The organism is Phenylobacterium sp. (assembly GCF_035309685.1).
Taxonomy (GTDB): domain Bacteria; phylum Pseudomonadota; class Alphaproteobacteria; order Caulobacterales; family Caulobacteraceae; genus Phenylobacterium.
In genome coordinates this window covers 108,573-130,195 of record NZ_DATGEX010000067.1, presented here as the reverse complement: position 1 = coordinate 130,195, position 21,623 = coordinate 108,573, and the positions used below count along the sequence as shown (strand labels likewise).

Sequence of the window (21,623 nt, the reverse complement as noted above, 5' to 3'; positions counted from 1 at the left end):
TGCGGCGCAACCAGCTGCTCAGCTTCTTCGTTACGTTGTGATTGGGCGTGGACGGGGGCGGCCGTGGCAGTCGGACAGGACGGGGATACGGATCTGCCGTTCCGGCAACTGGCGCAGCATCTTCCTACGCCCTGTTGGATATCTGACGCCGACGGCGCGATCATCTGGGTCAACGACGCGTGGCTCGCCTACACCGGAAAGAACCCTGAGACGCTAGGCCGGGAGGGGCTGTCGGTCCTCCACGATCCCTCGGTCTTCCCCGCCGTCCAGCGGAAATGGGCGGAAACCAAGTCGGCGGGCGAAGCCGCAGAAATGGTGTTTCCGCTTCGCGGCCGCGACGGCGAGCTCCGGCCCTTCCTGACCCGTGTTGTCCCGGTGCGCGACGCGGCGGGAAACATCTGGCGCTGGTTCGGGACGAACACGGATATCAGCCGCGAAGCGGAAGCAGAGGCGCGGGCCCGGCGGTCCGAAGAGACCCTGCGAGACAACGAAGCACGGCTGACCCTGGCCACCGAGGCCGGCGGGGTCGGAATCTGGGAATGGCGTCTCACCACCAACGAGATGGTCTATTCGCCCAGAGCGCGGGAAATCTGCGGCTTCGCGCCTGATGCGCAGGTGACCTACGAGATGGTCGTCGCCGTCACCCATCCGGACGACTTTCCGCGGACTTCCGCCCAGGCGGCGCGAGCGCTGGATCCGATGGTGCGCGACCGTGCCCGGTACGACTACCGGATCGTGCGGCCCTCCGGCGAAGTGCGCTGGGTCACCGCCTCGGGCGAAGCCATCTTCGAACCCAACGCCGCGGGCCAACTGACCGCCACGCGCTATGTAGGCACCCTTATCGACGTCACGGATCAGCGGCTTTCCGAGGAGGCGATCCGAGAGTCCGAGCGCCAGTTGCAAATGGCCTTGCGGGCCGGACGGATGGCCGCCTGGCGGGTCGATCCGACCGGCGCCATCGCGCCCAATCCGGAGCTCAACGCGCTTATCGGATGGCCGCGGGACGCGCGGCCCACCATGGCGGACCTGACGCCAAACTACCTCCCCGGCGAACTCGACCGGATCGGATCGGCCGCCGAGGCGGCGCGCCATTCGGGGAGCCGCCATTTTGAGGTCGAGTACCAATATCGCCGCGCAGACGGTCAGACTCGCTGGTTCAGCACCCGCGCCGAGGCGTTGATTTCGCCCGACGGGAAGCCCGATGGGCTGATTGGCATTTCGATGGACATCACCGAACGCAAGGCCGACGAGGAGCGCCTGAAGTTCCTGGCGCGCGAGGTCGACCACCGGGCCAACAACCTGATGACCATCGTCGAAAGCATCGTCGCACTCAGCCGCGGCGCAAGCGTCGACGACCTGCGCACCGTCCTGCGTGGCCGGGTGCATGCCTTGGCCACCACCCATCAGCTTCTCGCCGAATCCCGCTGGGGCGGCGCCGAATTGCGCGCGCTGGTCGAGGAGGAGCTCTCGCCGTTCAGCCTCGGGGACGCGCCCGCGCGGCTGCAGGTCTCCGGACCCGAGGTGATCCTGAGGCCGGCCAGCGCTCAGGCCGTGGCCATGGTCGTGCACGAATTGGCGACCAACGCCGCCAAGCATGGATCCCTCTCTCGGCAGGAAGGGTCAGTCGAGATTTCCTGGTGTCTTGAGCCCGGCGGCGAGATCCGCATCCGGTGGATTGAGGCCGGCGGCCCGCGGGTGCGCCCGCCAGAGCGCAAAGGCTTCGGGACCTCGGTCATCACCCGCGCGCTCGAAGGCGCCGTGCAGGGCAAGGCCAAGTTGGACTGGCGCCCCGAGGGTCTCGCCGCCGAGTTCACCGTAGCCAATCCCTGACGGCCCCAAGGAACGTCCCTAGTCCTTCCGCCGCTCCACGGTCTCGACGCTGGGGTTGGCGCGGAGCGCCGCGGCGATGTGGGTCAGGTGGCGGGCGTCGTTGACGTCGACGTCGATGTCCACGTCGAAGAAGTCGGATTGGCGGTGATGCATGCGCAGCTGGACGATGTTGCCGCCGGCCTCGCCGATGATGGTGCAGACCTGCCCGAGCACGCCCGGCGAGTTGCCGATGGTGGCGATCAGCTTGGCGCGGGCGACGGCGTTGCGCTCGGCCTCCGGCGTCCACTGCAGGTCGCGCCAGGCGTCCTCCCGGTCCTCGGCCGCGGCCAGGCGGTCGCAGTCGATGGTGTGGACCGTGAGGCCCTTGGAGTCCTCCTCCAGGATGCCGACGATCCGGTCGCCGGGCAGCGGCGAGCAGCAGGGATCGAAATGGATGGTGACGCCGGGGGTCAGGCCGCCGCCGCGCACATAGAGCCTGGCGGCGCGGCCGTCCTCGATGCGGTGGCGCTCGTGGGCCGCCTTCTTCTCCTCGGCCTTCAAGCCGGGGAACAGGGCCTCCAGGACCTGCGGCGGCGACACGCGGCCGCGGCCCACGGCGTCGAACAGCTCGTCCTCGGTAGCCACGGCGAAGCGGTCGAAGGCGGGCCGCAGCGACACGTCCTTGCGCGACTTGCCGGCGGCGGCGAAGGTCTGGTCGACCGTGGCGCGGCCGAGCCTGGTGAACTCTTCCTTCTCGGTCTGGCGGATGTGGCGGCGGATGGCCGAGCGGGCGCGGCCGGTGACCGTGATCGAGCGCCAGTCCGGCGGCACCACCGGCTTGCCGCCGCGGATCACCTCGACGACGTCGCCGTTCGCCAGCACCGTGCGCAGCGGCTTCAGCTCGCCGTTGATCTTCACCCCGATGCAGGTGTCGCCGATGTCGGTGTGCAGGGCGTAGGCGAAGTCCAGCGGCATGGCGCCGGTGGGCAGACTGACCAGCCGACCCTTGGGCGTGAAGACGAAGGCCTGGTCGAGGAACATCTCGAGCTTGGCGTGCTCCATCAGCTCTTCGGGGTCGCCGCCATGCTCAAGCACCTGGACGAGGTGGCGCAGGTTGACCAGCGGATCGCGGCCGCCGGCGGCCTGCTGATGCTCCAGGTCGAAGCCGTAGGACTTGTCCTTGTAGCGCCAGTGGGCGGCGACGCCCTCCTCGGCCACCCGGTCCATGGCCTCGGTGCGGATCTGCATCTCGATGCGCATGCCGCGCGGCCCCACCACCGTGGTGTGCAGCGAGCGGTAGTTGTTGCGCTTGGGCGTGGAGATGAAGTCCTTGAACCGCTCGGGGATCGAGGGCCAGGCGCGATGGATGACGCCCAGCGCCCGGTAGCAGTCCTCCTCGGTGTCGACGATCACCCGGAAGGCGTAGATGTCGGAAAGCTGAGAGAATCCAATCGACTTGCGCTGAAGTTTGCGCCAGATCGAGTAGGCGTTCTTCTCGCGGCCGAAGACCCGGGCCGGCACGTCGGCGGTCTCCAGCCGGGCGGAGATCTCCTGGCTGACCAGGCTGACGGCCCCGCCCTGGTCGTGGCGCAGGGTCTCCAGCCGGCGGTTGATGGCGTCGCGGGCCACCGGGTTGAGGTGCTCGAAGGCGAGCTCCTCCAGCTCGGTGCAGATGCGGTGCACGCCGATGGAGCGGGCCAGCGGGGCGTAGATGTCCAGGGTCTCGCGCGCGATCCGCTCGCGCTTGGCGGGGCTGGCGATGTGCTGCAGCGTGCGCATGTTGTGCAGCCGGTCGGCGAGCTTGACCATCAGCACGCGCACGTCGCGGCTGATCGCCAGGATGAATTTCCGCAGGTTCTCGGCCTGGCGCAGATGCTCGCTGGAGAGCTCCAGCTTGGAGAGCTTGGTCACGCCCTCCACCAGCTCGCCGATTTCCTTGCCGAACAGCTCGTCGATCTCGGCGCGGGTGACCGGCGTGTCCTCGATCACGTCGTGCAGCAGGGCGGTGACGATGGTCGCGGTGTCGAGGCGATAGTCGGTGAGGATGCCCGCCACCTCGATGGGGTGGGCGAAATAGGGATCGCCGGAGGCCCGCTTCTGCGCCCCGTGCATGCGCATGGCGTAGACGTAGGCGCGGTTCAGCAGCGCCTCGTCGGCGGTGGGGTCGTAGGAGCGGACCTTCTCGATCAGCTCGAACTGACGCAGCATCTTGGCGCGCACAGGCGCCTTGGCCGGTGTCGCGGCCTTTCCGGAAGTGGGGGCGTCGGTCTTCGTGGCGGCGGGTTGAGGCGCCGCCGGGGCGGTCAGAGGGTCTGCGCCTTCTGGGCTCAGTACCGCTCCTCCTGACCGCCGTCGCGGTCGCTCTGCAGGGCGCGAACCAGCTCAAGCTCGCTCATCTGCATATGGGTCGGATCGGCCAGCAGGGCCAGGGTTTCGGCCTCTTCCTCGGCTTCCGAACGCTCGTCCACCCGTTGCAGGGTGCCGATCAGGGTCTCGCGCAGCTCTTCCGCATCGACCACGTCGTCGGCGATCTCGCGCAGCGAGACGACCGGGTTCTTGTCGTTGTCGCGGTCCACCAGGATCTGAGCGCCGGCCGAGATGGCGCGCGCCCGATGCGCCGCCAGCAGCACGAGGTTGAAGCGGTTGGGGACCTTTTCGATGCAGTCTTCGACAGTGACGCGAGCCATGGATTCCTCGGGCGGGGGAGAGAACCAGCGAAAATAGAGGTTCCGGCCCTATTGTGCAATGCCGCAAAGGCCGCAGGGCCTCAAAACAAGCCGGACCTTACCCTACGTTCACCACGTGCGGTTGCAAAGGCTCAATGGTTGGTCGGCTAGATTACAGACCCGACTGGACCCGGAGACTTCGATGCCGCCTGCGTCTTCCGCACGCCAGGAACGCTTCCCCTGGGAGCCGGAATCCGTCAACCGCGCCAATCTGGTGACGGCGGCGGTGCGCCAGCTCTTGCTGCAGAAGATCCCGGCTGAGAGCACCCACGCGCCGAGCCTGCTGGTGGCGGCCGGCGCCCTGGTGGGTTTCGCGGCGCAGAACTCGGCGCTGGAACAGGGCGAACTCTTGACGCGCCGGCGCGACCTGGTGGCGCCGGAGAGCCTGATGCTGCGCGCCGACAACCAGGGCCATCGGTTCCTGGCCGGGCGCTGGGTGAACGCGCCCCTGCTGCTGGGCTATGGCCACGGCTTCCCGCTGCAGCGGTTCGTTGTGCAGGCGGCTGCGGCGGCCGGGGTCAAGCGCACGGAATTTCCGGACTACTGGGAGCTGGAGCGCAAGGTCGCCAAGGCCGCCGCCGAGGGCGAACTGGGCCGGCTTGAGGCCACGCCCGAGCGCGGGGCGCTGGCCCGGCCGCAGGACGTCCTGCGGGTGCTCTGGCCGACCGCGCGGCGGGTGCTCACCGCGCCCATGCCGTTGGACTACGCCGACGAGCCGGTGCTGAACGAGGCGCACTGGCCGATCCTGATGGCCGTGGTGGCGGCGCGGCTGATGACCCAGACGGCGAAGGTCGTCGCCCCGAAGGTGGCCGCGGACCTGGTCATGGAGGCGGCGATCATCGCGTCGAAGCTCGACCCCGACGTCGCCGACCGCGGCCGCTGGACGCTCGGCCCCGGCCCCCGCGGCCTGCAGATCGCCCGCGACGACCGCCGCCGGCGGGTTGCGTAGGCTTCCGAGGCTCCGCGACAGCGGAGGCTCAGTCTTTTTGAACCACGGAAAGACACGGAAAGAGCACGGAAAAGAGGCTCGATCTCCGAGGGCCGCGCGTGCTCTTCTTGCGCGCAAAGCGCGCGTTTCGATCCAGCTCTGGCGCTCAAGCGGCCCGCCCTCCGTGCTCTTTCCGTGTCTTTCCGTGGTTATTCTTCTTTGCTGACGGGCCTCGCGTCGCGCCCCACCGTGGTTGTCGCGGCGAGTTCGGCGGCGGTGCGGCCGAGCACGGGATGCACCCAGTCCGGCGCGATCTCGGCGAGCGGGCCCATGACGAACAGGCGCTCGTGGGCTCGCGGATGCGGCAGGATCAGACCCGGACCGTCCCGCGCCTGCCGGCCATAGGCGATCAGGTCGAGGTCGAGGGTGCGGGGCGCATTGGGCGCCCCGCGTATCCTGCCAAACGACCGCTCGATGGCAAAAAGCGCCTCCAGAACCGCCTCTGGAGGGCCGTTCGCCTCGACAATCGCGACGCCGTTGCGATATTCGTTGCTTTTCGGGTCGGGCCAGGCGGCAGAGTTCCACCAGCGCGACCGGGCCAGCACGGGCAATCCTGCCTGGGGGAACCGCGACACGGCCGCATTCAACAGCGCCTCAGACGAAGGGTGATCGCCGGGCATATTGGAGCCCAGGGCCACGATCACCGCCGCGTCGAGCGCCGGCCCAGCGGGACTCCCCAGATTGGCGTTTGGGCGATTGGCGTTTGGGATATTTGAAACGATGACCTTCTACCCCACAGACCGTCTGGCGCTGTTCATCGACGGGTCGAACCTCTATTCCGCGGCCAAGGGCCTGGGCTTCGACATCGACTACCGCAAGCTCCTGGAAGAGTTCCGCAAGCGGGGCGTCCTGATCCGCGCCTACTACTACACCGCGCTCGTCGAAGACGAGGAGTACTCGCCGATCCGCCCGCTGGTCGATTGGCTGGACTACAACGGCTATTCGCTCGTCACCAAGGCGGCGCGGCAATACACCGACAGCCAGGGGCGCAAGCGCTGGCGCGGCGACATGGACGTGGAGATCGCCGTCGACATGATGGAGATGGCCGCCGGCGGCGCCGACCATCTGGTGCTGTTCTCGGGCGACGGGGACTTCCGGGCGCTGGTCGAGGCGGTGCAGCGGCGAGGGTCGCGCGTGACCGTGGTCTCGACGGTGAAGTCGCAGCCGCCGATGGCCTCGGACGACCTGCGCCGGCAGGCGGACAATTTCGTCGACCTGGCGGACCTCTCGGAGATCATCGGGCGGCCCTCGCGCCTGCCCCGCTTCATCCAGGAAGCCCGCAGCGAACGGCGCCACGAGGACGAGCCGGAGGCCGATGCCGAGGCCTGATCCGGCGTTGGCCGAGCCGCCGCGCGACTGTCCGCTCTGCCCAAGGCTCGTGGCCTATCGCGCCAAGAACGCCGCGGAGAACCCGACCTGGTTCAACGGGCCGGCCCCGTCGTTCGGACCGGATGACGCACGCCTGCTGGTCGCGGGCCTGGCGCCTGGGCGGACCGGGGCGAACCGCACGGGCCGGCCGTTCACCGGCGACCATGCCGGTGTGCTGCTCTACGCGACGCTGAAGAAGACCGGCTTTGCGACCGGGTCCTACGATCCGAACGGGAACGACGACCTGGCGCTGGTCGACTGCATGATCTCCAACGCGGTGCGCTGCGCCCCGCCCGGGAACAAGCCGGAGACCTCGGAAGAGGCCCATTGCCGGCCGTTCCTCGCCGCGCGGATCGCCGCCCTGCCCCGCCTGAAGGTGATCGTCACCCTGGGCGACGTGTCGCGGCGCAATGTGCTCAAGGCGCTCGGACTGAAGGCCTCAGCCGGCCCGCCGGGCCACGGCACGGAGTTCCGCGCCGGCCCCTATGTCGTGCTGAACAGCTACCATTGCTCGCGGCTCAACACGAACACCGGCCGGCTGACGCCCGCGATGTTCGAAGCGGTGTTCGAACGCGCGCGGGCGCTGATCGACGGCTGATCGGCCGTCAAAAATGTCCCGTTCCAGAGGCTGGCCTTGTGGTGGAGCTTAGACCTAAGGTGCCGTCCGAAGCTGGGGAATTTGTCGGATGTTGAAATCAATCGCCCTCGCCGGCGCCGCGGTCGCGGCGCTCGCGCTTAGCCTCCCGTCGGCGGGCCTCGCCAAGCCGGTGACGGTCCGCGAGATCGCCCGCTCGGTGAAGCTGGCCGATCCGCACATCTCGCCGGACGGCAGGCTGATCGCCTATGTGGAAACCCGCGCCGACCTGGAGGCCGACGAGTTCCGCAGCGAGATCATGGTCGTCGATGTGGCGAGCCACGCGGTGCGGCCGATCACCCGGACCCGGCGCCATGCCGGCTCGCCGCGCTGGTCGCCGGATGGGGCGCGGCTGGCCTTCACCGCCCCGGACTCCGACAAGAACCTGCAGGTCTATGTGCTGCCGATGGCCGGCGGCGAAGCCCTGCAGCTCACCAAGGGCAAGGACAGCGTCTCGCAGTTCGCCTGGAGCCCGGACGGCAAGTCCATCGCCTACGCCGCCGCCGACCCCGCGCCGGAGCTGAAGGGCGAGGACAAGTTCCGCACCGGCTTCAAGGTCGGCAACGACGACGTGACGGTGAGCGAGGCGGTGCGGCCGACGCACCTGTGGCTCACCGCGGCCGATGGCGCGGGGGAGCCCAAGCGCCTGACCAAGGGCGACTGGTCGCTCCCCTCCAGCCTGCCGCCCGGCCCGCCGTCGTCGCCGGTGGTCTGGACCCGCGACGGCAAGTCGCTGGTCTATGTGGAGCAGAAGACGCCCTCGACCGGCGACCAGTTCTATTCGCGGGTGATGGTGCTGGACGTGGCCAGCGGCAAGACCCGCGCGGTGACCGGCGAGACCCTGCTGGAGGGCTATCCGCAGGTCTCGCCCGACGGCAAGACCATCGCCTATTGGCGCAACCGCGACGCCGCGCCCTGGAAGTTCCAGGACGTCTGGCTGGCGCCCTTCGACGGCGGGGCCGGCAAGGACATCGGGGTGGCCCTGGACAAGAACGTCTACGGCACGCTCTGGGCGCCCGACGGCCAGTCGATGATCGTGGGCGCCAATACGGGCACGACCGTGGGCCTGTGGCGGCTGAAGCCCGACGGGACCTTTAAGCCCATCGAACTGGGCAGGATGATGCCGGCCAACGGCTACTGGCTGGACATCGACGTGGCGCGGGACGGAACCATCGCCGTGGTTGGCCAGACGGCCAGCGACCCCTCCGAACTCTACCTGATCCCGGCGAGCGGCGGCGCGCCGGTGGCGATCACCCACCAGAACGCCGCGCTCGACGACCTCACCCTGGGACGGATCGAGACGGTGACCTGGAAGGGTCCGGGCGGACGGATGCTGAATGGCGTCGTCACCTATCCGCCGGACTTCAAGCCCGACCGGAAGTACCCGCTGGTGCTCTACGTTCACGGCGGACCGAACTCCGCCTCGCGGGAGAAGTTCGGCGTGGCCGAGCAGGTGTTCGCCGCCCAGGGCTATGTGGTGTTTGAGCCCAACTACCGGGGCGGCGACAACGACGGCAACGCCTTCTACGCCTCAATCTACAAGGACGCCGGTCAGGGGCCGGGCGAGGACGTGATGTCCGGTGTCGAATATCTGAAGTCCAAGGGCTTCGTGGACGCCTCGCGGATGGCGGTGACCGGCTGGTCCTACGGCGGCTTCATGACCACCTGGCTCGCCGGCCACTATCCGGTGTGGAAGGCGGCGGTGGCGGGCGCGGCGGTCACCGACTGGGTGGAGATGTACAACCTGTCGGACGGCAATGTGGGCAACGCCTACGCCACCGGCGGCTCGCCCTATGTCGGCGCGGGCATGGAGCTGAACCGCAAGCAGTCGCCGGCGACCATGATGTCGAAGATCAAGGCGCCCACCCTGGTGATGACCGACACCGGCGACTTCCGGGTGCCGGCGGCGCAGTCCTATGGCCTCTATCACGCGCTCAAGGACAACGGCGTTGAGACCGAGTTCGTGGCCTATCCGGTCGGCGGCCATTTCCCGGGTGACCCGATCCGCCAGATGGACGTCTACACCCGCTGGGTCGACTGGCTGAACCGCTGGCTGAAGAATGACGGCAAGGACGCGCCCAGGAAGGCCGACTAGGAGAGGCCGCACCATGATCTTCGAGCAGATCGCCACGGGCGGATGCCAGAGCTACCTGCTGGGCTGCCAGGACACCCAGGCGGCGGTGCTGATCGACCCGGAGCTGAGCCGGATCGACCGCTACCTCGGCGACTGCGCCCAGCATGGCCTGTCGATCAAGTACATCGTGGATACCCACACCCACGCCGACCATTTCTCGGCCAGCAAAGAACTGGGCAAGGCGCTGAGGGCGCCAGTGGTGATGCATCGCCTCGCGCCCGCGCCGCACGCCGACCTGCGGCTGGACGACGGCGACATGCTGATCGCCGGCGGGCTGAAGCTGCGCGCGATGCATACGCCGGGGCACACACGGGATTCCATGAGCCTGGTGATGGACGACCGGGTGTTCACCGGCGACGCCCTGCTGATCGGCGGCACCGGGCGCACGGACCTGCCGACCGGCGATCCGCACGAGCTGTTCGACAGCCTGTTCGAGGGCCTGTTGCGGCTGCCGCCGGAAACCCTGGTGTTTCCGGCGCACGACTACAAGGGCCGCAGCCACTCCACCATCGGGGCCGAGATCGCGGAAAATCCGCGACTGCAGAAGACGGAGCGGGCCGCGTTCGTGGCCATGATGCAGGCGCTGGACCTGGCGGCGCCCACACACCTCACCGAGGCGCTGCGCACCAATATGAGCGGCGGCAAGACGGTGGCGCAGCTGCTCAGCGAAGCCGCGGCCAAGGCGCCCTTCATGTCGATGCAGGAGTTGTCCGAGCGGATCAGCGGCAACCGGCGCGACATCGTCGTCCTGGATGTGCGGGAGAAGGAAGCCTTCGAGGCCGGCCACGTGCCGGGGGCCCGCCACCTGCCGCGCGGCCAGCTGGAGCTGCGGGTCAACACAGACCTGCCGGACCCGACGGTGCGCATCCTCACCTGCTGCGAGTTCGGCAAGATCTCGACGCTCGCGGCCGCCACCCTGCGCGAGCTTGGCTATGGCCGCGCCGTGGCGCTGGACGGCGGCATGAAGGCCTGGCGGGAGGCGGAGTTCCCGCTGGAGCGCTGATCGCCCTCGCCTCGTCCCGCCGCCCTCGCTAGGGTCGGCCACCTTTGCCGTTCAGTGGATTCTCCGACTTGAAAACCATGCTCTTCGCCGGCCTCGCGGCCGCGGCCGTTCTCGCCTCCTGCCCGGCGCTCGCGCAGCCCAAGGTCGACCCGGCCCTGCACGACCAGGCGCTGGAGCTGCTGAAGAAGGGTATCGGCTTCCGCACCGTGATCCCGGGCAATCAGGTCCCGGTCTATGCGGCCTATCTGAAGAGCGTGCTGGTGGGCGCGGGCTTCAAGCCCGACGAGGTGAGGATCGAGCCGGTGGCCGGCAGCGCGGTGCTGATCGCCCACTACGCCGGGACCGATCCGAAGCTGAAGCCCATCGTGGTGATCGACCACATGGACGTCGTCGAGGCCAAGCCCGCCGACTGGACGCGCGACCCGTTCACCCCGGTGGTCGAGAACGGCTACGTCTTCGGGCGCGGCGCCATCGACGACAAGTTCGACGTCTCGATGATCGTCACCGTCCTGTCGAAGCTGAAGCGCGAGGGCTGGGCGCCGCGCCGCGAGATCGTCCTGGCGCTGAGCGGCGACGAGGAGACCCTGATGCAGACGGCGCGACATCTGGCGCAGGAGCTGAAGGGCGCCGAGCTGGTGCTGAACGGCGACGCCGGCGGCGGCGAACTCTCCGAGGACGGCAAGCCGCAGATCTACACCCTGCAGGCGGCCGAGAAGACCTACGCCGACTTCGAGATCACCGTCACCGATCCCGGCGGCCACTCCAGCCGGCCGGGCAAGACCAACGCCATCTACCAACTGGGGACCGACCTTGCCCGCCTTTCGGCCTATCAGTTCCCGGCCATGGAGAGCGAAATCACCATGGGCGCGTTCAGGGCCGCGGCGCCGACCGAGCCCGGGCCGGTGGGCGATGCGCTCCGCGCCTATGTGGCCAATCCGAAGGACCAGACCGCGATCGCGGTGCTGTCGGCCGACCGCGACATGGTGGGCCAGCTGCGCACCACCTGCGTGGCGACCATGATCCAGGGCGGCCACGCCACCAACGCGCTGCCGCAGAAGGCCACGGCCTCGGTCAACTGCCGCATCTTCCCGGGCACGCCGTCGGAGGAGGTGCGCAAGACCATCGTCAAGGTGATCGCCGACCCGGGCGCGACGGTGACGCGGGAGAACGACGGCTCCATCGATGCGCCCGCCTCGCCATTGCGCGCCGACGTGCTGGCGGCGGTGACCAAGGCGGTGCATGCGCGCTATCCCGGCCTGCCGGTGGCGCCGGGGATGTCGGCCGGCGCGACGGACTCGATGTTCTTCCGCGCGCTCGGCGTGCCGGCCTACGGCGTCGGCGGGGCCTTCATGAAGTCCTCGGATGATTTCGCCCACGGCCTGAACGAGCGCGTGCCGCTGGCCACCATCGATGGCGCGCTGTTCCAGTGGGAGAGCGTGCTGAAGGATCTGGCGAAGTAGCGGACGGTCAGTCCGACGGCGAAACGCCGCGCACCATCTGGGCGACCTTCTCCGCGTCCTGCGGCGTCGCGGGGTTGTAGATCAAGAGGCTGAGGTCGGTGCGGCCGTCCACCCCGAAGGTGGAGTATTCGAAGCCCACCGGGCCCAGCAGCGGATGATTGATCTGCTTGACCATCTCGCGGTGGACGACGGCCGGCAGCTCGTTCTCGCGCCACAGCGCCCGGAACTCCGGGCTGAGACGGCTGAGTTCCTCGACCAGGGGCTCCACGTCCGCCGCGGCGCCGGCCCGGGCGGCGTCCAGCCGAAAGGCGCCCACCACGAACCGCGCCACGCTGTTCCAGTGCTCGTGCGCCGCCCGCGCGCGGGGATCGAGGAACAGGTGGCGCAGCATGTTGCGCTCGGCCGGCGGCATGGCGCCGTAGTCGGCCAGCATGGCGGCGGACCCGCGGTTCCAGGCGACCACGTCCCAGGTGGCGGTGCGGATCAGGGCCGGCGTCGGGTCCAGCGCGTCGAGCACGCGCTGCAGCCGCGGCGTGACGCCTTCGGTGCGGCGGTAGCGCTGCTCGGGCGGGCGGCCGAGGCCCAGCAGGAACAGGTGCTCCCGCTCGGTGTCGGTGAGCATGAGCGCGCGGGCGATGCGGTCGAGCACGTCGGCCGAGGGCGCGCCGCCACGGCCTTGCTCCAGCCAGGTGTACCAGGTGGGGCTGATGTTGGCCCGCCCGGCCACCTCTTCGCGGCGCAGGCCGGGCGTGCGCCGCCGCTCCGGCGGGAAGCCGAAGGCGCCGGGATCGAGCCGGGCGCGGCGGTCCTTGAGGTAGGTCCCGAGCACGTTCTCGGGCGCGAGGAGCTCACTCATCCTGTTAGTCTCTATACCCTGATAAGGTCACTACTTTAACAGGATATGCGAATGCGCGACGATTGTCTCTCAAGCTTTTGTGGAGACTTCGACATGCGTGTTTTCCTGACCGGCGCCAGCGGCTTCATCGGCTCGGCCGTGATTGCGGAGTTGAAAGCCCACGGCCACGAGGTGCTGGGCCTGGCGCGCAACGACGAGAACGCCGCCAAGCTCAAGGCCGCCGGCGTGGCGGTCCATCGCGGCGACCTGAGCGAGCCGGAGACTTTGGCGGCCGGCGCGGCGGCCTGCGACGGGACGATCCACTGCGCCTTCATCCACGACTTCAGCAAGTTCATGGAGAATATCGCCATCGACCGCACCAATGTGGAGGCGATGCTGAAAGCGCTGGAGGGCTCCGGCAAACCCTTCATCCTCACCTCCGGCACCCTGATGGCCGACCCTGACCGGGAGGCGACGGAAGAGGACGGACCCTCGACGGAAGGCGCGGGCGCCGGGCGCGGGGCCACCGAGCTGCTGGTCGAGGACTATGCCAAGCGGGGCGTGCGGGCGATGATCGTGCGCCTGCCTCAGGTGCACGACACCGAGAAGGCCGGCCTGATCAGCTATGCCATCGAGGTCGCCAAGGAGAAGGGCGTCTCGGCCTATGTCGGCGATGGCTCGGCCCGCTGGGCGGCCGCCGCCGTCGGTGACGTGGCGAAGGTCTACCGGCTGGCGCTTGAGAAGGGCGTGGCCGGGGCCCGCTATCATGCGGTGGGCGAATCCGGCGTCACCATGCGCGACGTGGCCGAGGCGGTGGGCAAGCGCCTGGGCCTGCCGGTGAAGTCGATCACGCCGGAGGAGGCGCCCGCCCACTTCGGCTTCCTGGCGATGTTCGCCGGCCGCGACGCGCCGACTTCCAGCAAGCTGACGCAGGAGCGTCTGGGCTGGACGCCGACGGGTCCAAGCCTAATCGCCGACCTCGAACAGCGCCAGCCGGCCAACGCCTAGCGCCAGTAGCGGTAGCGCCAGATCGGCGCGAAGCCGGCCGCGCGGTAGATGCGCCGCGCGGGGTTGGGCTCCTCGACCTGCAGAAAGACCCTGCTCAGGCCCCTCGCCTGGGCCACCCGGCCCATGGCGGCGAGGATGGCGCTGGCGTGGCCCTTGCCGCGGTGGGCGGGCGCGGTGCGCATGCCGTGGATGCCGGCCCATTGCGCGCCGAAGCTCATGACGCCGACCGCGTGGGTCGCCCCGGCCTCCCCGGCCGCGGCGTAGATCGCGCCGGGCGAGCGGGTCAGGACCTTCACGCGGTGTGCGCCGTCGGCGGGATCGAAGCCTTCGCCCAGGAAGACGCCAGCCCAGGCGTCGTCGGGCTTATCGAGGATACGCGCCGAACCATCTGAAAACGCGGCAAGTTCCGGAACCGAGCCGGTCTTGAAGATCGTCGGCTGTTTGGGGGCGAAACCGCCGCGGGTGAGTTCGGCATAGACCGGCTCCAAGGCCGGGACGTCCGCCAGCCGGAAGCCCGGCTTCAGGCCGCGCGAGCGATAAGCCTCCTCGATCGCGCTGAGCGCGTCCGGCCCGATGTCGTGGCGCAGCGGGACCGCGCTCTTGGCCCGGCCGATGGTCCCGTTGTCCAGCGGGACCAGCCAGCCGCCGATTTCCAGCATCTCCGGCGGCGCGACGGCGGCGACCGTGTCGCGTTCGAGGACGGCGATGTCCGCGGGGTCCACGTCAGCCCCCAAACTCAGCCGTGGTCCTTCATGAGCCGCGCCTTGTCGCGCTGCCAGTCGCGCTCGGCGGTGGCTTCGCGCTTGTCGTGTTCCTTCTTGCCCTTGGCCAGCGCCACCTCGAGCTTGGCGAGGCCCCGGTCGTTCCAGAACAGCTTGGTCGGGATGATCGTGCGGCCGTCGCGCTGCACCGCGCCGATCAGCTTGTCGATCTCCTTGCGCTTCAACAGCAGCTTCCGGTGGCGGCGGGGCTCGTGGTTGAAGTGCGGACCGGCCTGGGCGTAGGGCGGGATATCGGCGTTGACGAGCATGATCTCGTCGCCCTCCACCGCCGCATAGCTCTCGGCGATGTTGGCGCGGCCGTTGCGCAGGGATTTGACCTCCGAGCCGGTGAGCGCCAGCCCCGCCTCGAAGAAGGTCTCCAGGAAGTAGTCGAACCGCGCGCGGCGGTTCTCGGCGATCAGCTTCTTCGGCGCCTCGGCTTTAGGGGCCATCAGATCACGCCCGCGTCCCGCATGGCGGCCAGCACCTCGGCGCGGGACGCTTCCGACGCGGGCGCGATGGGCAGGCGAGCCTCTTCGGCGCAGAGGCCCAGGTGGGCGAGCGCGAACTTGGTCGGCGACGGCGAGGCGTCGGTGAACAGCGCCTTGTGCAGGCGGATCAGCCGATCCTGGCCATAGAGCGCGCCCTGCCACTGGCCGGTCAACGCGTCGTTGAAGAAGGCCGAGACCTGTTCGGGCGCCACATTGGCGGTGACCGAGATGCAGCCGTGGCCGCCATGGGCCAAGTAGCCCAGCGCAGTGGGGTCGTCGCCGGAGAGCATCACCCAGTCCTCGCCGCACATCAGCCGCTGCTGGCTGGCCCGGGCGAGGTCGCCCGTGGCGTCCTTGATCCCGACGATGTTCGGCAGCTTGGCGAGGCGCGCGAGCGTGTCGTTGGAGATGTCGACGCCGGTCCGCCCAGGCACGTTGTAGACCAGCACCGGAATCTGCACGGCCTCGTTGATGGCGGCGTAGTGGGCGTACATGCCCTCCTGGCTCGGGCGATTGTAGTAGGGCGTGACGATCAGGGCGGCGTCGGCGCCGGCCGCCTTGGCGTGGCGGGTGAGTTCGATCGCCTCGTCGGTGGAATTGGAGCCGGTGCCGGCGACCACCGGCAGGCGGCCGGCGGCGGTCTTGATGCAGAGATCGATGACGCGGTTGTGCTCGTCGTGGCTAAGCGTCGCACTCTCCCCGGTCGTGCCCACCGGCACCAGGCCGTGGACGCCGCCGGCGATCTGGCGTTCCACCAGGCGCACGAAGGCGTCCTCGTCGACGGCGCCGTCGCGGAAGGGCGTGACGAGGGCGGGAAGCACGCCCCGAAACAAAGGCTCTGACATTGTAAGCAAATTGCCGTGATTGGACGCTTGGCAAGGCGTCGTTCAGATTCGTCGCGACAATATGTGCACGTGGGCGGCGCCCGCAATGTCCTATTGATTCGCTTCGAGTTCCCGTTTGTCTCCGTTGGGGGGAGTCCATGCACAAGATCGCGCGCAAGGCCTTCCTGATCGCCGGCGTCGCCGCGATGGCAAGCGTGGCCGCCCGCGCGCAATCCCTCGACCCCACGGGGCCGGACCCGTTGGGCGACCTGCTGGACAAAGCCCTGAAGACGACGCCGCTGGATACGCCGGCGCCGCCGCACAGTGTCTCCCACCCCCTAACCGACCGCGACGCCGGCCTGTTCCGACAGGCGGTCGAAACCGCGCGGCGCGGGAATGTGAACGGAGCGCGCGAGGCGATCTCGCAGCTGACCGACCCGCTGGCGCGCAAGACCGCGACCTGGGTGCTGGTGGATTCCTGCGCCGACTCGCTCGGCTTCACCGACGTGGACGCCGCGCGCCGCGATCTGGCCGGCTGGCCGCACGGCGCCAAGCGCCAGGCCGCCGCCGAGCGCCTGCTGGAGACCGCCGGCAAGACGCCGCAGCAGACCCTGGACTGGTTCGCCGGGGCCGAGCCGACCACCGCCCAGGGCGCCATGGCGCTGGCCAGCGCCTACAAGGGCCTGGGCCGGCTCGCCGACGCCAATGCGCTGATCAAGCACTGGTGGCGGGACAGGAGCTTCGAGGCTGAGCCGCAGCGCGCCATGCTGGCCCGTTTCGGCGATGCGCTGACCCAGGACGACCACGTCCGCCGCGCCGACATCCTGCTCTACGGCAAGGAAGGCCCGGCCGCGCGCGACATGGTCGCCCTGCTCCCGGCCGACCAACAGCAGGCGGCCCGCGCCCGCCTGGCGCTGCGCGGCGAGGCGCGCGACGCCACCGACCTGGTGGCCGCCCTGCCCTCCGAAATGGCGCAGAGCCCCGGCGTCGCCTTCGAGCGCGCGGCCTATCTGCGCCGTAAGGGCATGGACATGGCCGCGCTGGCCGAGGCGCCCTACTTCCCGCACGAGGTCGCGACCCTCGACCAGGGCGACCGCATCTGGGACGAACGGCGCCATCTGGTGCTGGCGGCTCTGCGGGCCAATGACGCGCACGCGGCCTATGCGGCGGCAGCCGACAGCGGCCTCACCGCCGGGGCCGACGCGGCGGACGCCGAGTTCGACGCCGGCTGGATCGCGCTCACCAAGCTGAACGAGCCGCAGAAGGCCGCCAAGCACTTCGCCGCCCTGGAGAAGATCGGCACCACGCCGGTGACCAAGGGCCGCGCCCTATACTGGGAAGGCCGCGCGGCCGAGGCCCGGGGCGACAAGACGGCGGCGACAGATTTCTATACGCGGGCCGCCAAGCACAACACGACCTTCTACGGCATGCTGGCGGGCGAAAAGATCGGCCAGCGGCTGACGCTCCCGTCGGACGTCACCCTCACGTCTGACGCCCGCGCACGCTTCGAGGACCGCGATTCCATCCAGGCGACCCGCCTGCTGTTCGACTACGGGCAACGCGAGCTGTTCCGCACCTTCGTGCTGAACCTGGACGACATTCTGCCGACCGCCGAGGACGAGGCGCAGCTGATCGACCTGGCGCGCAGCTACGGCGAGATGGACACCTCCATGCGCGCGGCGCGCGCCGCGGCCCAGCGCGGCTTCATCCTGCCGCAGCGGGCGTATCCGATGCGCAGCGCGCCGGACGGCGGCGCGGCCGAGCCGGCGCTGATCCTGGCGATCACCCGCCAGGAATCGAGCTTCGACCCCAATGTGCGCTCCGGCGCGGGCGCGACGGGGATGATGCAGCTGATGCCATCCACCGCGAAGATCCTGGCCCGCAGGGTGGGCGTCTCATACTCCGCCTCACAGCTCTACGACGCCGACTACAACATGCGCCTGGGCGCGGCCTATCTGGGCCAGATGGTGGACCATTTCTCCGGCTCCTACATCATGACCGCGGCGGGCTACAACGCCGGCCCCGGGCGGCCGGTGCAGTGGATCCAGTTTTGCGGCGACCCGCGCGCCGGCGCGACCGATCCGGTGGACTACATCGAGTGCATCCCGTTCTCGGAGACCCGCAACTACGTGATGCGGGTGATGGAGAACGTGCAGGTCTACCGCGCCAAGATGAACGGCGGCTCGGCCCCGATCACGCTCAGCGCCGACCTGAAGCGCGGCGGCTACAGCTACGGCCCGCCCACGCCCCTGCCGAACGTGGCGGACAACGGGACGCCGTCCGCGCGCTGAGTCCGCTTTTTTGTCCACGAACCACACGAACGGGTTCGCGATCGAGACTCCGCGGAGCGGAGGCTCAGCCTATTCAACCGCAGAGAACGCTAAGATCGCAGAGAGGCCGCACGAGTGCACGGCCATCGCGATCATGCTCTCCTCTGCGTTCTTAGCGTTCTCTGCGGTTTGAAAAAGGACTGCCCGCTACGCGGGCCTCTCAGGTCGCGCCCCGTTCGTGTGGTTCGTGTGGTTCGTGGACAGGTCTTTAGTCGGCCACCAGGCCGTTCAACAGGCCTTCCAGAGTGACGGCGATCAGCTCGTCGCGGTCGGCCCAGCCGAAGTTGGGCCGCGACGCCAGGAGGGCGACGACGCCATGGCAGGACATCCAAAGCGCTTGCGCGGCGCTGTCGACAGTACCGGCGCGCAGGCGCCCCGCGGCGCCAATCTCCCGCACCACGCCGCAGAAGCTCTCGTAGCATTGGGTCGAGAGGTCGCGGGCGGCTTCCGGCCACGGACCGGCCGGCGCCGGGCGGCCGGAATAGACCAGCTGATAGGCGTTCGGATGCTCCATGCCCCACCGCATATAGGCTTCCAGCATCATCCGCACACGGACCACCGGGTCGAGGGGCTTGGCGGCGATCTCGCTGTTGCGCTCATAGAGCAGGCGCAGCGTCCGCTCGCAGATTTCGAGCAGGATGCAGCCCTTGTCCTGGAAGTGCATGTAGAGGGCGGTCGACGAGACGCCGACTTCATCGGCGATCTTGCGGATCGTGGCGCCCTCGTAGCCCTCGGCGACGAAGATCCGCTCGGCGGCCTCGAGGATCTCGGCGCGGCGGAGATGGCCGTCGCCCTTGGCCTTGCGGGCGGAACGGCGGGGCGGAGCGGCTGCGACCGTCAAGGCGATACTTTCCCAGCTTCTTTCCGCTACGGGACCCCAAATCCGCGATTGTGACAAGCGCCTTGGTTCTGGACGCGATGGGGCTTGGGCCGTAAGCGCGGAGCATGAGCCCGCCTAGCCGTTTATCTGGCGACCCCGCCGCCGCCGACCTGCCCAGCGTGATGCGCACGCGGGGGTGGGCCGACTATGGGCTGCTCGACTCCGGCGGCGGCCGCAAGCTGGAGCGCTATGGCCGCTTCACCGTGGTGCGACCCGAGCCGCAGTGCCTGTGGGCGCCGGCGCTCTCGGCCTCGGCCTGGGAGGCGGCGGATGCGGTCTTCGACCCGAGCGATGAGGAAGACGCCGGGCGCTGGAAACTCAAAGGCCAGGCGGCCGCGCTCGGGAACGGGGCGGCCTGGCCGCTCAGCTGGGGCGAGGTGAAGTTCAACGGCCGGTTCACCAGCTTCCGCCACCTGGCCTTCTTTCCGGAGCAGGCGGCGAACTGGGAATGGCTCGACGCCACCGTGCGGGCGGCCTGCCTTCAGAATGGGGGGCCGCAGCCGAAGGTGCTGAACCTGTTCGGCTATACCGGGGTGGCCAGCCTGGTCATGGCGGCGGCGGGCGCGGCGGTCACTCACTTGGACGCCTCCAAGCGCGCGGTCGGCTGGGCGCGGGAGAACGCCGAGCTGTCGGGGCTCGCCGACCGGCCGATCCGCTGGATCACCGAAGATGCGCGCCGCTACGTCCAGCGCGAGGTGCGGCGGGGATCGAAGTACGAGGGGATCATCCTCGACCCGCCGAAATACGGCCGCGGCCCGGACGGCGAGGTCTGGCGGCTGTTCGAGGATCTGCCTGAACTTGCCGGCCTATGCGCCGAGCTTCTTTCGGAAAACGCCAAATTCCTGGTGTTGAACGCCTATGCCGAGCGGATCAGCGGGGCGGCGCTGTCGGGCCTGCTGACGGACAAGCTGAAGGGCCGCGGCGGGCGCATCGAGTGGGGCGAACTGGCGCTCGTGCAGGAAGACGGCGCGCGCGAGATCGGCATGAGCTTTTTCGCGCGGTGGCAAGGATGAGCAGCCGCGCCGTCACCTCGCTGACCAACCCGACGGTGAAGGCCGTCCGCGCGCTGCACCTGCGCAAGGAACGCGACGAAACCGGCCTGTTCGTCGCCGAGGGCCTGAAGGCGGTGATCGAGGGGATCGAAACGGGCCACGCGCCGGCGATCCTGATGCATGGGGCCGAGCAGCACCCGCTGCTGAAGACCGCCGTTTCCGCCACCCTCGCCGCCAACGGCGAGGTGATCGAGGTCACGCAGGAGATCCTCGCCAAGGTCAGCCGCAGGGACAATCCGCAGGCGGTGGTCGGCGTGTTCCGCCAGGTCTTCCAGCCCCTGTCGGCGGTCGAGCCGCAGGCGGCCGTCTGCTGGGTGGCGCTGCACCGGGTGCGCGATCCGGGGAATCTGGGGACCATCGTCCGCACCGCCGACGCGGCCGGCTGCGGCGCGGTGATCCTGGTCGGCGAATGCTGCGACCCCTATTCGGTGGAGGCGGTGCGCGCGACCATGGGCTCGATCTTCGCCACGCCCCTGGTCAAGACCAGCGAAGCCGAGTTCGCCGCCTGGCGGAACGGCTGGCCGGGTTCGGTGGTGGGCACCCTGCTCTCGGCCGACGTCGACCACCGCCAGGCCGACTATGCGCGGCCGACCCTGATCCTGATGGGCAACGAGCAGCAGGGGTTGCCGCCAGAGATGGCCGCACTGTGCGACGTCAACGTGAAGATCCCCATGCGGGGCCGCGCCGACAGCCTGAACCTGTCGGTGGCGACGGGGATCATGATCTACGCGGCGAGCTAGAGCCGGCCCTCGGCGGCCAGGGCCAGCTTGTCCCACGCGTCGCGACAGGGGCGGCTGACCTTCAGGCGGTAGTATTCCAGGCAACGGTCCGCCGCGAGGTTGGTCTTCTTGTCGGCGCAGAGCTTCTGCTGGTCGGCGGCGCAGGCCAGCCGCATCTGCGGCACGGCGATCTTCAGCCCATCGTTGACCTGCTGCACCATGCGGGTCTGCAGGCCGCTGGGCAGCGGGCTGATTTCCCGGCCGATGGGGCGCCCGGGATCGTCGTAGCCATCCCAGAGCTCCGGATTGGTCCAGTGGGAGCCGAGCGGTTGGACCGGCGGCGGCCCGAAGGCCTCGCTGCGCTGAAAGCCGCCGGCGACGCCGCCGGTGGGCCCGGGCTGGGCTATGGCGATGCCGCCTGCCACGAGGGCGGCGAGACCGGCGACGACGATCTGGGAACGTATGGCCATTCGAACCTCCATCCGCGCTGCATATTCGGCGGTTCACATATCGCGATTATTTCAACGACATAAGAAATCCATAAAATCCCGTCAGTCGTCTCGACTTGCGCGGGGGCGCGAACCGCGCCTCCATGCCCGGA

At 69.3% G+C, this 21,623-nt stretch carries 20 protein-coding genes; 11 read left to right on the top strand and 9 right to left on the bottom strand.

What is annotated here, in order from left to right; all coding sequences use genetic code 11:
• Window positions 1-63: 63 nt before the first annotated feature.
• Entirely contained in the window at window positions 64-1,830 is a 1,767-nt protein-coding gene (locus VKQ35_RS21920) for a PAS domain-containing protein (protein ID WP_324365132.1), read from the top strand.
• Between the two features lie 18 nt (window positions 1,831-1,848).
• On the opposite strand, the gene VKQ35_RS21915 is transcribed toward VKQ35_RS21920, so the two are convergent.
• Together VKQ35_RS21915 and rpoZ are read right to left on the bottom strand one after the other, a co-directional pair.
• Window positions 1,849-4,017: a bifunctional (p)ppGpp synthetase/guanosine-3',5'-bis(diphosphate) 3'-pyrophosphohydrolase gene (locus VKQ35_RS21915; protein ID WP_324365130.1), complete on the bottom strand. Its 2,169-nt coding sequence runs from the start codon at window positions 4,015-4,017 to the stop codon at window positions 1,849-1,851.
• A 119-nt stretch (window positions 4,018-4,136) separates the two neighbouring features.
• Complete coding sequence (rpoZ, locus tag VKQ35_RS21910; protein ID WP_299544812.1) at window positions 4,137-4,496, bottom strand: DNA-directed RNA polymerase subunit omega; 360 nt, start codon at window positions 4,494-4,496, stop codon at window positions 4,137-4,139.
• Window positions 4,497-4,677: 181 nt separating this feature from the next.
• Here rpoZ and VKQ35_RS21905 point away from each other — a divergent pair, with 181 nt between their 5' ends.
• Window positions 4,678-5,484, top strand: a complete 807-nt coding sequence (locus VKQ35_RS21905) for a hypothetical protein (protein ID WP_324365126.1) — start codon at window positions 4,678-4,680, stop codon at window positions 5,482-5,484.
• Between the two features lie 188 nt (window positions 5,485-5,672).
• Here the strand turns inward: VKQ35_RS21905 and folK are convergent, their stop codons facing one another.
• The gene (folK, locus tag VKQ35_RS21900; protein ID WP_324365124.1) at window positions 5,673-6,167 is read right to left on the bottom strand and encodes a 2-amino-4-hydroxy-6-hydroxymethyldihydropteridine diphosphokinase; all 495 of its coding nucleotides are present in this window, start codon (window positions 6,165-6,167) and stop codon (window positions 5,673-5,675) included.
• Between the two features lie 76 nt (window positions 6,168-6,243).
• Here folK and VKQ35_RS21895 point away from each other — a divergent pair, with 76 nt between their 5' ends.
• From VKQ35_RS21895 to VKQ35_RS21875, 5 genes are all read left to right on the top strand, one after another.
• Window positions 6,244-6,852, top strand: a complete 609-nt coding sequence (locus tag VKQ35_RS21895; RefSeq protein ID WP_324365122.1) for an NYN domain-containing protein — start codon at window positions 6,244-6,246, stop codon at window positions 6,850-6,852.
• A complete protein-coding gene (locus VKQ35_RS21890) occupies window positions 6,839-7,489 on the top strand; it encodes a uracil-DNA glycosylase (protein WP_324365120.1) in 651 nt (216 codons plus the stop codon). The genes VKQ35_RS21895 and VKQ35_RS21890 overlap by 14 nt, the downstream gene beginning before the upstream one ends.
• Before the next feature lie 88 nt (window positions 7,490-7,577).
• On the top strand, window positions 7,578-9,620 hold the full coding sequence (locus tag VKQ35_RS21885; RefSeq protein ID WP_324365118.1) for a S9 family peptidase: 2,043 nt from the start codon (window positions 7,578-7,580) through the stop codon (window positions 9,618-9,620).
• A gap of 13 nt (window positions 9,621-9,633) precedes the next feature.
• The gene (locus tag VKQ35_RS21880) at window positions 9,634-10,662 is read left to right on the top strand and encodes an MBL fold metallo-hydrolase (protein ID WP_324365116.1); all 1,029 of its coding nucleotides are present in this window, start codon (window positions 9,634-9,636) and stop codon (window positions 10,660-10,662) included.
• Window positions 10,663-10,739: 77 nt separating this feature from the next.
• Window positions 10,740-12,122, top strand: coding sequence for a M20/M25/M40 family metallo-hydrolase (locus VKQ35_RS21875; RefSeq protein ID WP_324365157.1), 1,383 nt, complete (start codon window positions 10,740-10,742; stop codon window positions 12,120-12,122).
• A gap of 7 nt (window positions 12,123-12,129) precedes the next feature.
• On the opposite strand, the gene VKQ35_RS21870 is transcribed toward VKQ35_RS21875, so the two are convergent.
• On the bottom strand, window positions 12,130-12,978 hold the full coding sequence (locus VKQ35_RS21870; RefSeq protein WP_324365114.1) for a helix-turn-helix transcriptional regulator: 849 nt from the start codon (window positions 12,976-12,978) through the stop codon (window positions 12,130-12,132).
• A 93-nt stretch (window positions 12,979-13,071) separates the two neighbouring features.
• Here VKQ35_RS21870 and VKQ35_RS21865 point away from each other — a divergent pair, with 93 nt between their 5' ends.
• Window positions 13,072-13,965, top strand: coding sequence for an SDR family oxidoreductase (locus VKQ35_RS21865; RefSeq protein WP_324365112.1), 894 nt, complete (start codon window positions 13,072-13,074; stop codon window positions 13,963-13,965).
• Here VKQ35_RS21865 and VKQ35_RS21860 read toward each other — a convergent pair.
• From VKQ35_RS21860 to dapA, 3 genes are read right to left on the bottom strand one after another with little or no spacing between them, the layout of a single operon-like run.
• Window positions 13,962-14,687, bottom strand: a complete 726-nt coding sequence (locus tag VKQ35_RS21860; protein WP_324365110.1) for a GNAT family N-acetyltransferase — start codon at window positions 14,685-14,687, stop codon at window positions 13,962-13,964. The two genes, VKQ35_RS21865 and VKQ35_RS21860, sit on opposite strands and share 4 nt — an antisense overlap.
• 14 nt (window positions 14,688-14,701) lie before the next feature.
• Window positions 14,702-15,178 (bottom strand): SsrA-binding protein SmpB, encoded by a 477-nt coding sequence (gene smpB, locus VKQ35_RS21855; protein WP_324365108.1) that lies wholly within the window; start codon window positions 15,176-15,178, stop codon window positions 14,702-14,704.
• Window positions 15,178-16,062 carry a 4-hydroxy-tetrahydrodipicolinate synthase gene (gene dapA / locus VKQ35_RS21850; RefSeq protein WP_324365106.1) on the bottom strand — a complete coding sequence of 295 codons (885 nt, stop codon included), beginning with the start codon at window positions 16,060-16,062 and terminating at the stop codon, window positions 15,178-15,180. The genes smpB and dapA overlap by 1 nt, the downstream gene beginning before the upstream one ends.
• 137 nt (window positions 16,063-16,199) lie before the next feature.
• On the opposite strand from dapA, the gene VKQ35_RS21845 reads away from it, so the two are divergent.
• Window positions 16,200-18,332 (top strand): lytic transglycosylase domain-containing protein, encoded by a 2,133-nt coding sequence (locus tag VKQ35_RS21845; RefSeq protein WP_324365104.1) that lies wholly within the window; start codon window positions 16,200-16,202, stop codon window positions 18,330-18,332.
• A 247-nt stretch (window positions 18,333-18,579) separates the two neighbouring features.
• On the opposite strand, the gene VKQ35_RS21840 is transcribed toward VKQ35_RS21845, so the two are convergent.
• Window positions 18,580-19,212 carry a TetR/AcrR family transcriptional regulator gene (locus tag VKQ35_RS21840; RefSeq protein WP_324365102.1) on the bottom strand — a complete coding sequence of 211 codons (633 nt, stop codon included), beginning with the start codon at window positions 19,210-19,212 and terminating at the stop codon, window positions 18,580-18,582.
• A gap of 104 nt (window positions 19,213-19,316) precedes the next feature.
• Here VKQ35_RS21840 and VKQ35_RS21835 point away from each other — a divergent pair, with 104 nt between their 5' ends.
• Both VKQ35_RS21835 and VKQ35_RS21830 read left to right on the top strand, forming a co-directional pair.
• Window positions 19,317-20,264 (top strand): class I SAM-dependent methyltransferase, encoded by a 948-nt coding sequence (locus VKQ35_RS21835; RefSeq protein WP_324365100.1) that lies wholly within the window; start codon window positions 19,317-19,319, stop codon window positions 20,262-20,264.
• Entirely contained in the window at window positions 20,261-21,043 is a 783-nt protein-coding gene (locus tag VKQ35_RS21830) for an RNA methyltransferase (RefSeq protein ID WP_324365098.1), read from the top strand. The genes VKQ35_RS21835 and VKQ35_RS21830 overlap by 4 nt, the downstream gene beginning before the upstream one ends.
• Here the strand turns inward: VKQ35_RS21830 and VKQ35_RS21825 are convergent.
• The gene (locus VKQ35_RS21825; protein WP_324365096.1) at window positions 21,040-21,492 is read right to left on the bottom strand and encodes a hypothetical protein; all 453 of its coding nucleotides are present in this window, start codon (window positions 21,490-21,492) and stop codon (window positions 21,040-21,042) included. The genes VKQ35_RS21830 and VKQ35_RS21825 overlap by 4 nt on opposite strands.
• Between the last annotated feature and the right edge of the window lie 131 nt (window positions 21,493-21,623).

Excerpts from the sequence above, each read along its gene's own strand:
- VKQ35_RS21915 (WP_324365130.1), bottom strand. The coding sequence starts at position 4,017 with ATGCTGCGTCAGTTCGAGCTGATCGAGAAGGTCCGCTCCTACGACCCC.
- rpoZ (WP_299544812.1), bottom strand. The coding sequence starts at position 4,496 with ATGGCTCGCGTCACTGTCGAAGACTGCATCGAAAAGGTCCCCAACCGC.
- VKQ35_RS21905 (WP_324365126.1), top strand. The coding sequence starts at position 4,678 with ATGCCGCCTGCGTCTTCCGCACGCCAGGAACGCTTCCCCTGGGAGCCG.
- VKQ35_RS21895 (WP_324365122.1), top strand. The coding sequence starts at position 6,244 with ATGACCTTCTACCCCACAGACCGTCTGGCGCTGTTCATCGACGGGTCG.
- VKQ35_RS21890 (WP_324365120.1), top strand. The coding sequence starts at position 6,839 with ATGCCGAGGCCTGATCCGGCGTTGGCCGAGCCGCCGCGCGACTGTCCG.
- VKQ35_RS21885 (WP_324365118.1), top strand. The coding sequence starts at position 7,578 with ATGTTGAAATCAATCGCCCTCGCCGGCGCCGCGGTCGCGGCGCTCGCG.
- VKQ35_RS21880 (WP_324365116.1), top strand. The coding sequence starts at position 9,634 with ATGATCTTCGAGCAGATCGCCACGGGCGGATGCCAGAGCTACCTGCTG.
- VKQ35_RS21875 (WP_324365157.1), top strand. The coding sequence starts at position 10,740 with ATGCTCTTCGCCGGCCTCGCGGCCGCGGCCGTTCTCGCCTCCTGCCCG.
- VKQ35_RS21870 (WP_324365114.1), bottom strand. The coding sequence starts at position 12,978 with ATGAGTGAGCTCCTCGCGCCCGAGAACGTGCTCGGGACCTACCTCAAG.
- VKQ35_RS21865 (WP_324365112.1), top strand. The coding sequence starts at position 13,072 with ATGCGTGTTTTCCTGACCGGCGCCAGCGGCTTCATCGGCTCGGCCGTG.
- smpB (WP_324365108.1), bottom strand. The coding sequence starts at position 15,178 with ATGGCCCCTAAAGCCGAGGCGCCGAAGAAGCTGATCGCCGAGAACCGC.
- dapA (WP_324365106.1), bottom strand. The coding sequence starts at position 16,062 with ATGTCAGAGCCTTTGTTTCGGGGCGTGCTTCCCGCCCTCGTCACGCCC.
- VKQ35_RS21845 (WP_324365104.1), top strand. The coding sequence starts at position 16,200 with ATGCACAAGATCGCGCGCAAGGCCTTCCTGATCGCCGGCGTCGCCGCG.
- VKQ35_RS21835 (WP_324365100.1), top strand. The coding sequence starts at position 19,317 with ATGAGCCCGCCTAGCCGTTTATCTGGCGACCCCGCCGCCGCCGACCTG.
- VKQ35_RS21830 (WP_324365098.1), top strand. The coding sequence starts at position 20,261 with ATGAGCAGCCGCGCCGTCACCTCGCTGACCAACCCGACGGTGAAGGCC.
- VKQ35_RS21825 (WP_324365096.1), bottom strand. The coding sequence starts at position 21,492 with ATGGCCATACGTTCCCAGATCGTCGTCGCCGGTCTCGCCGCCCTCGTG.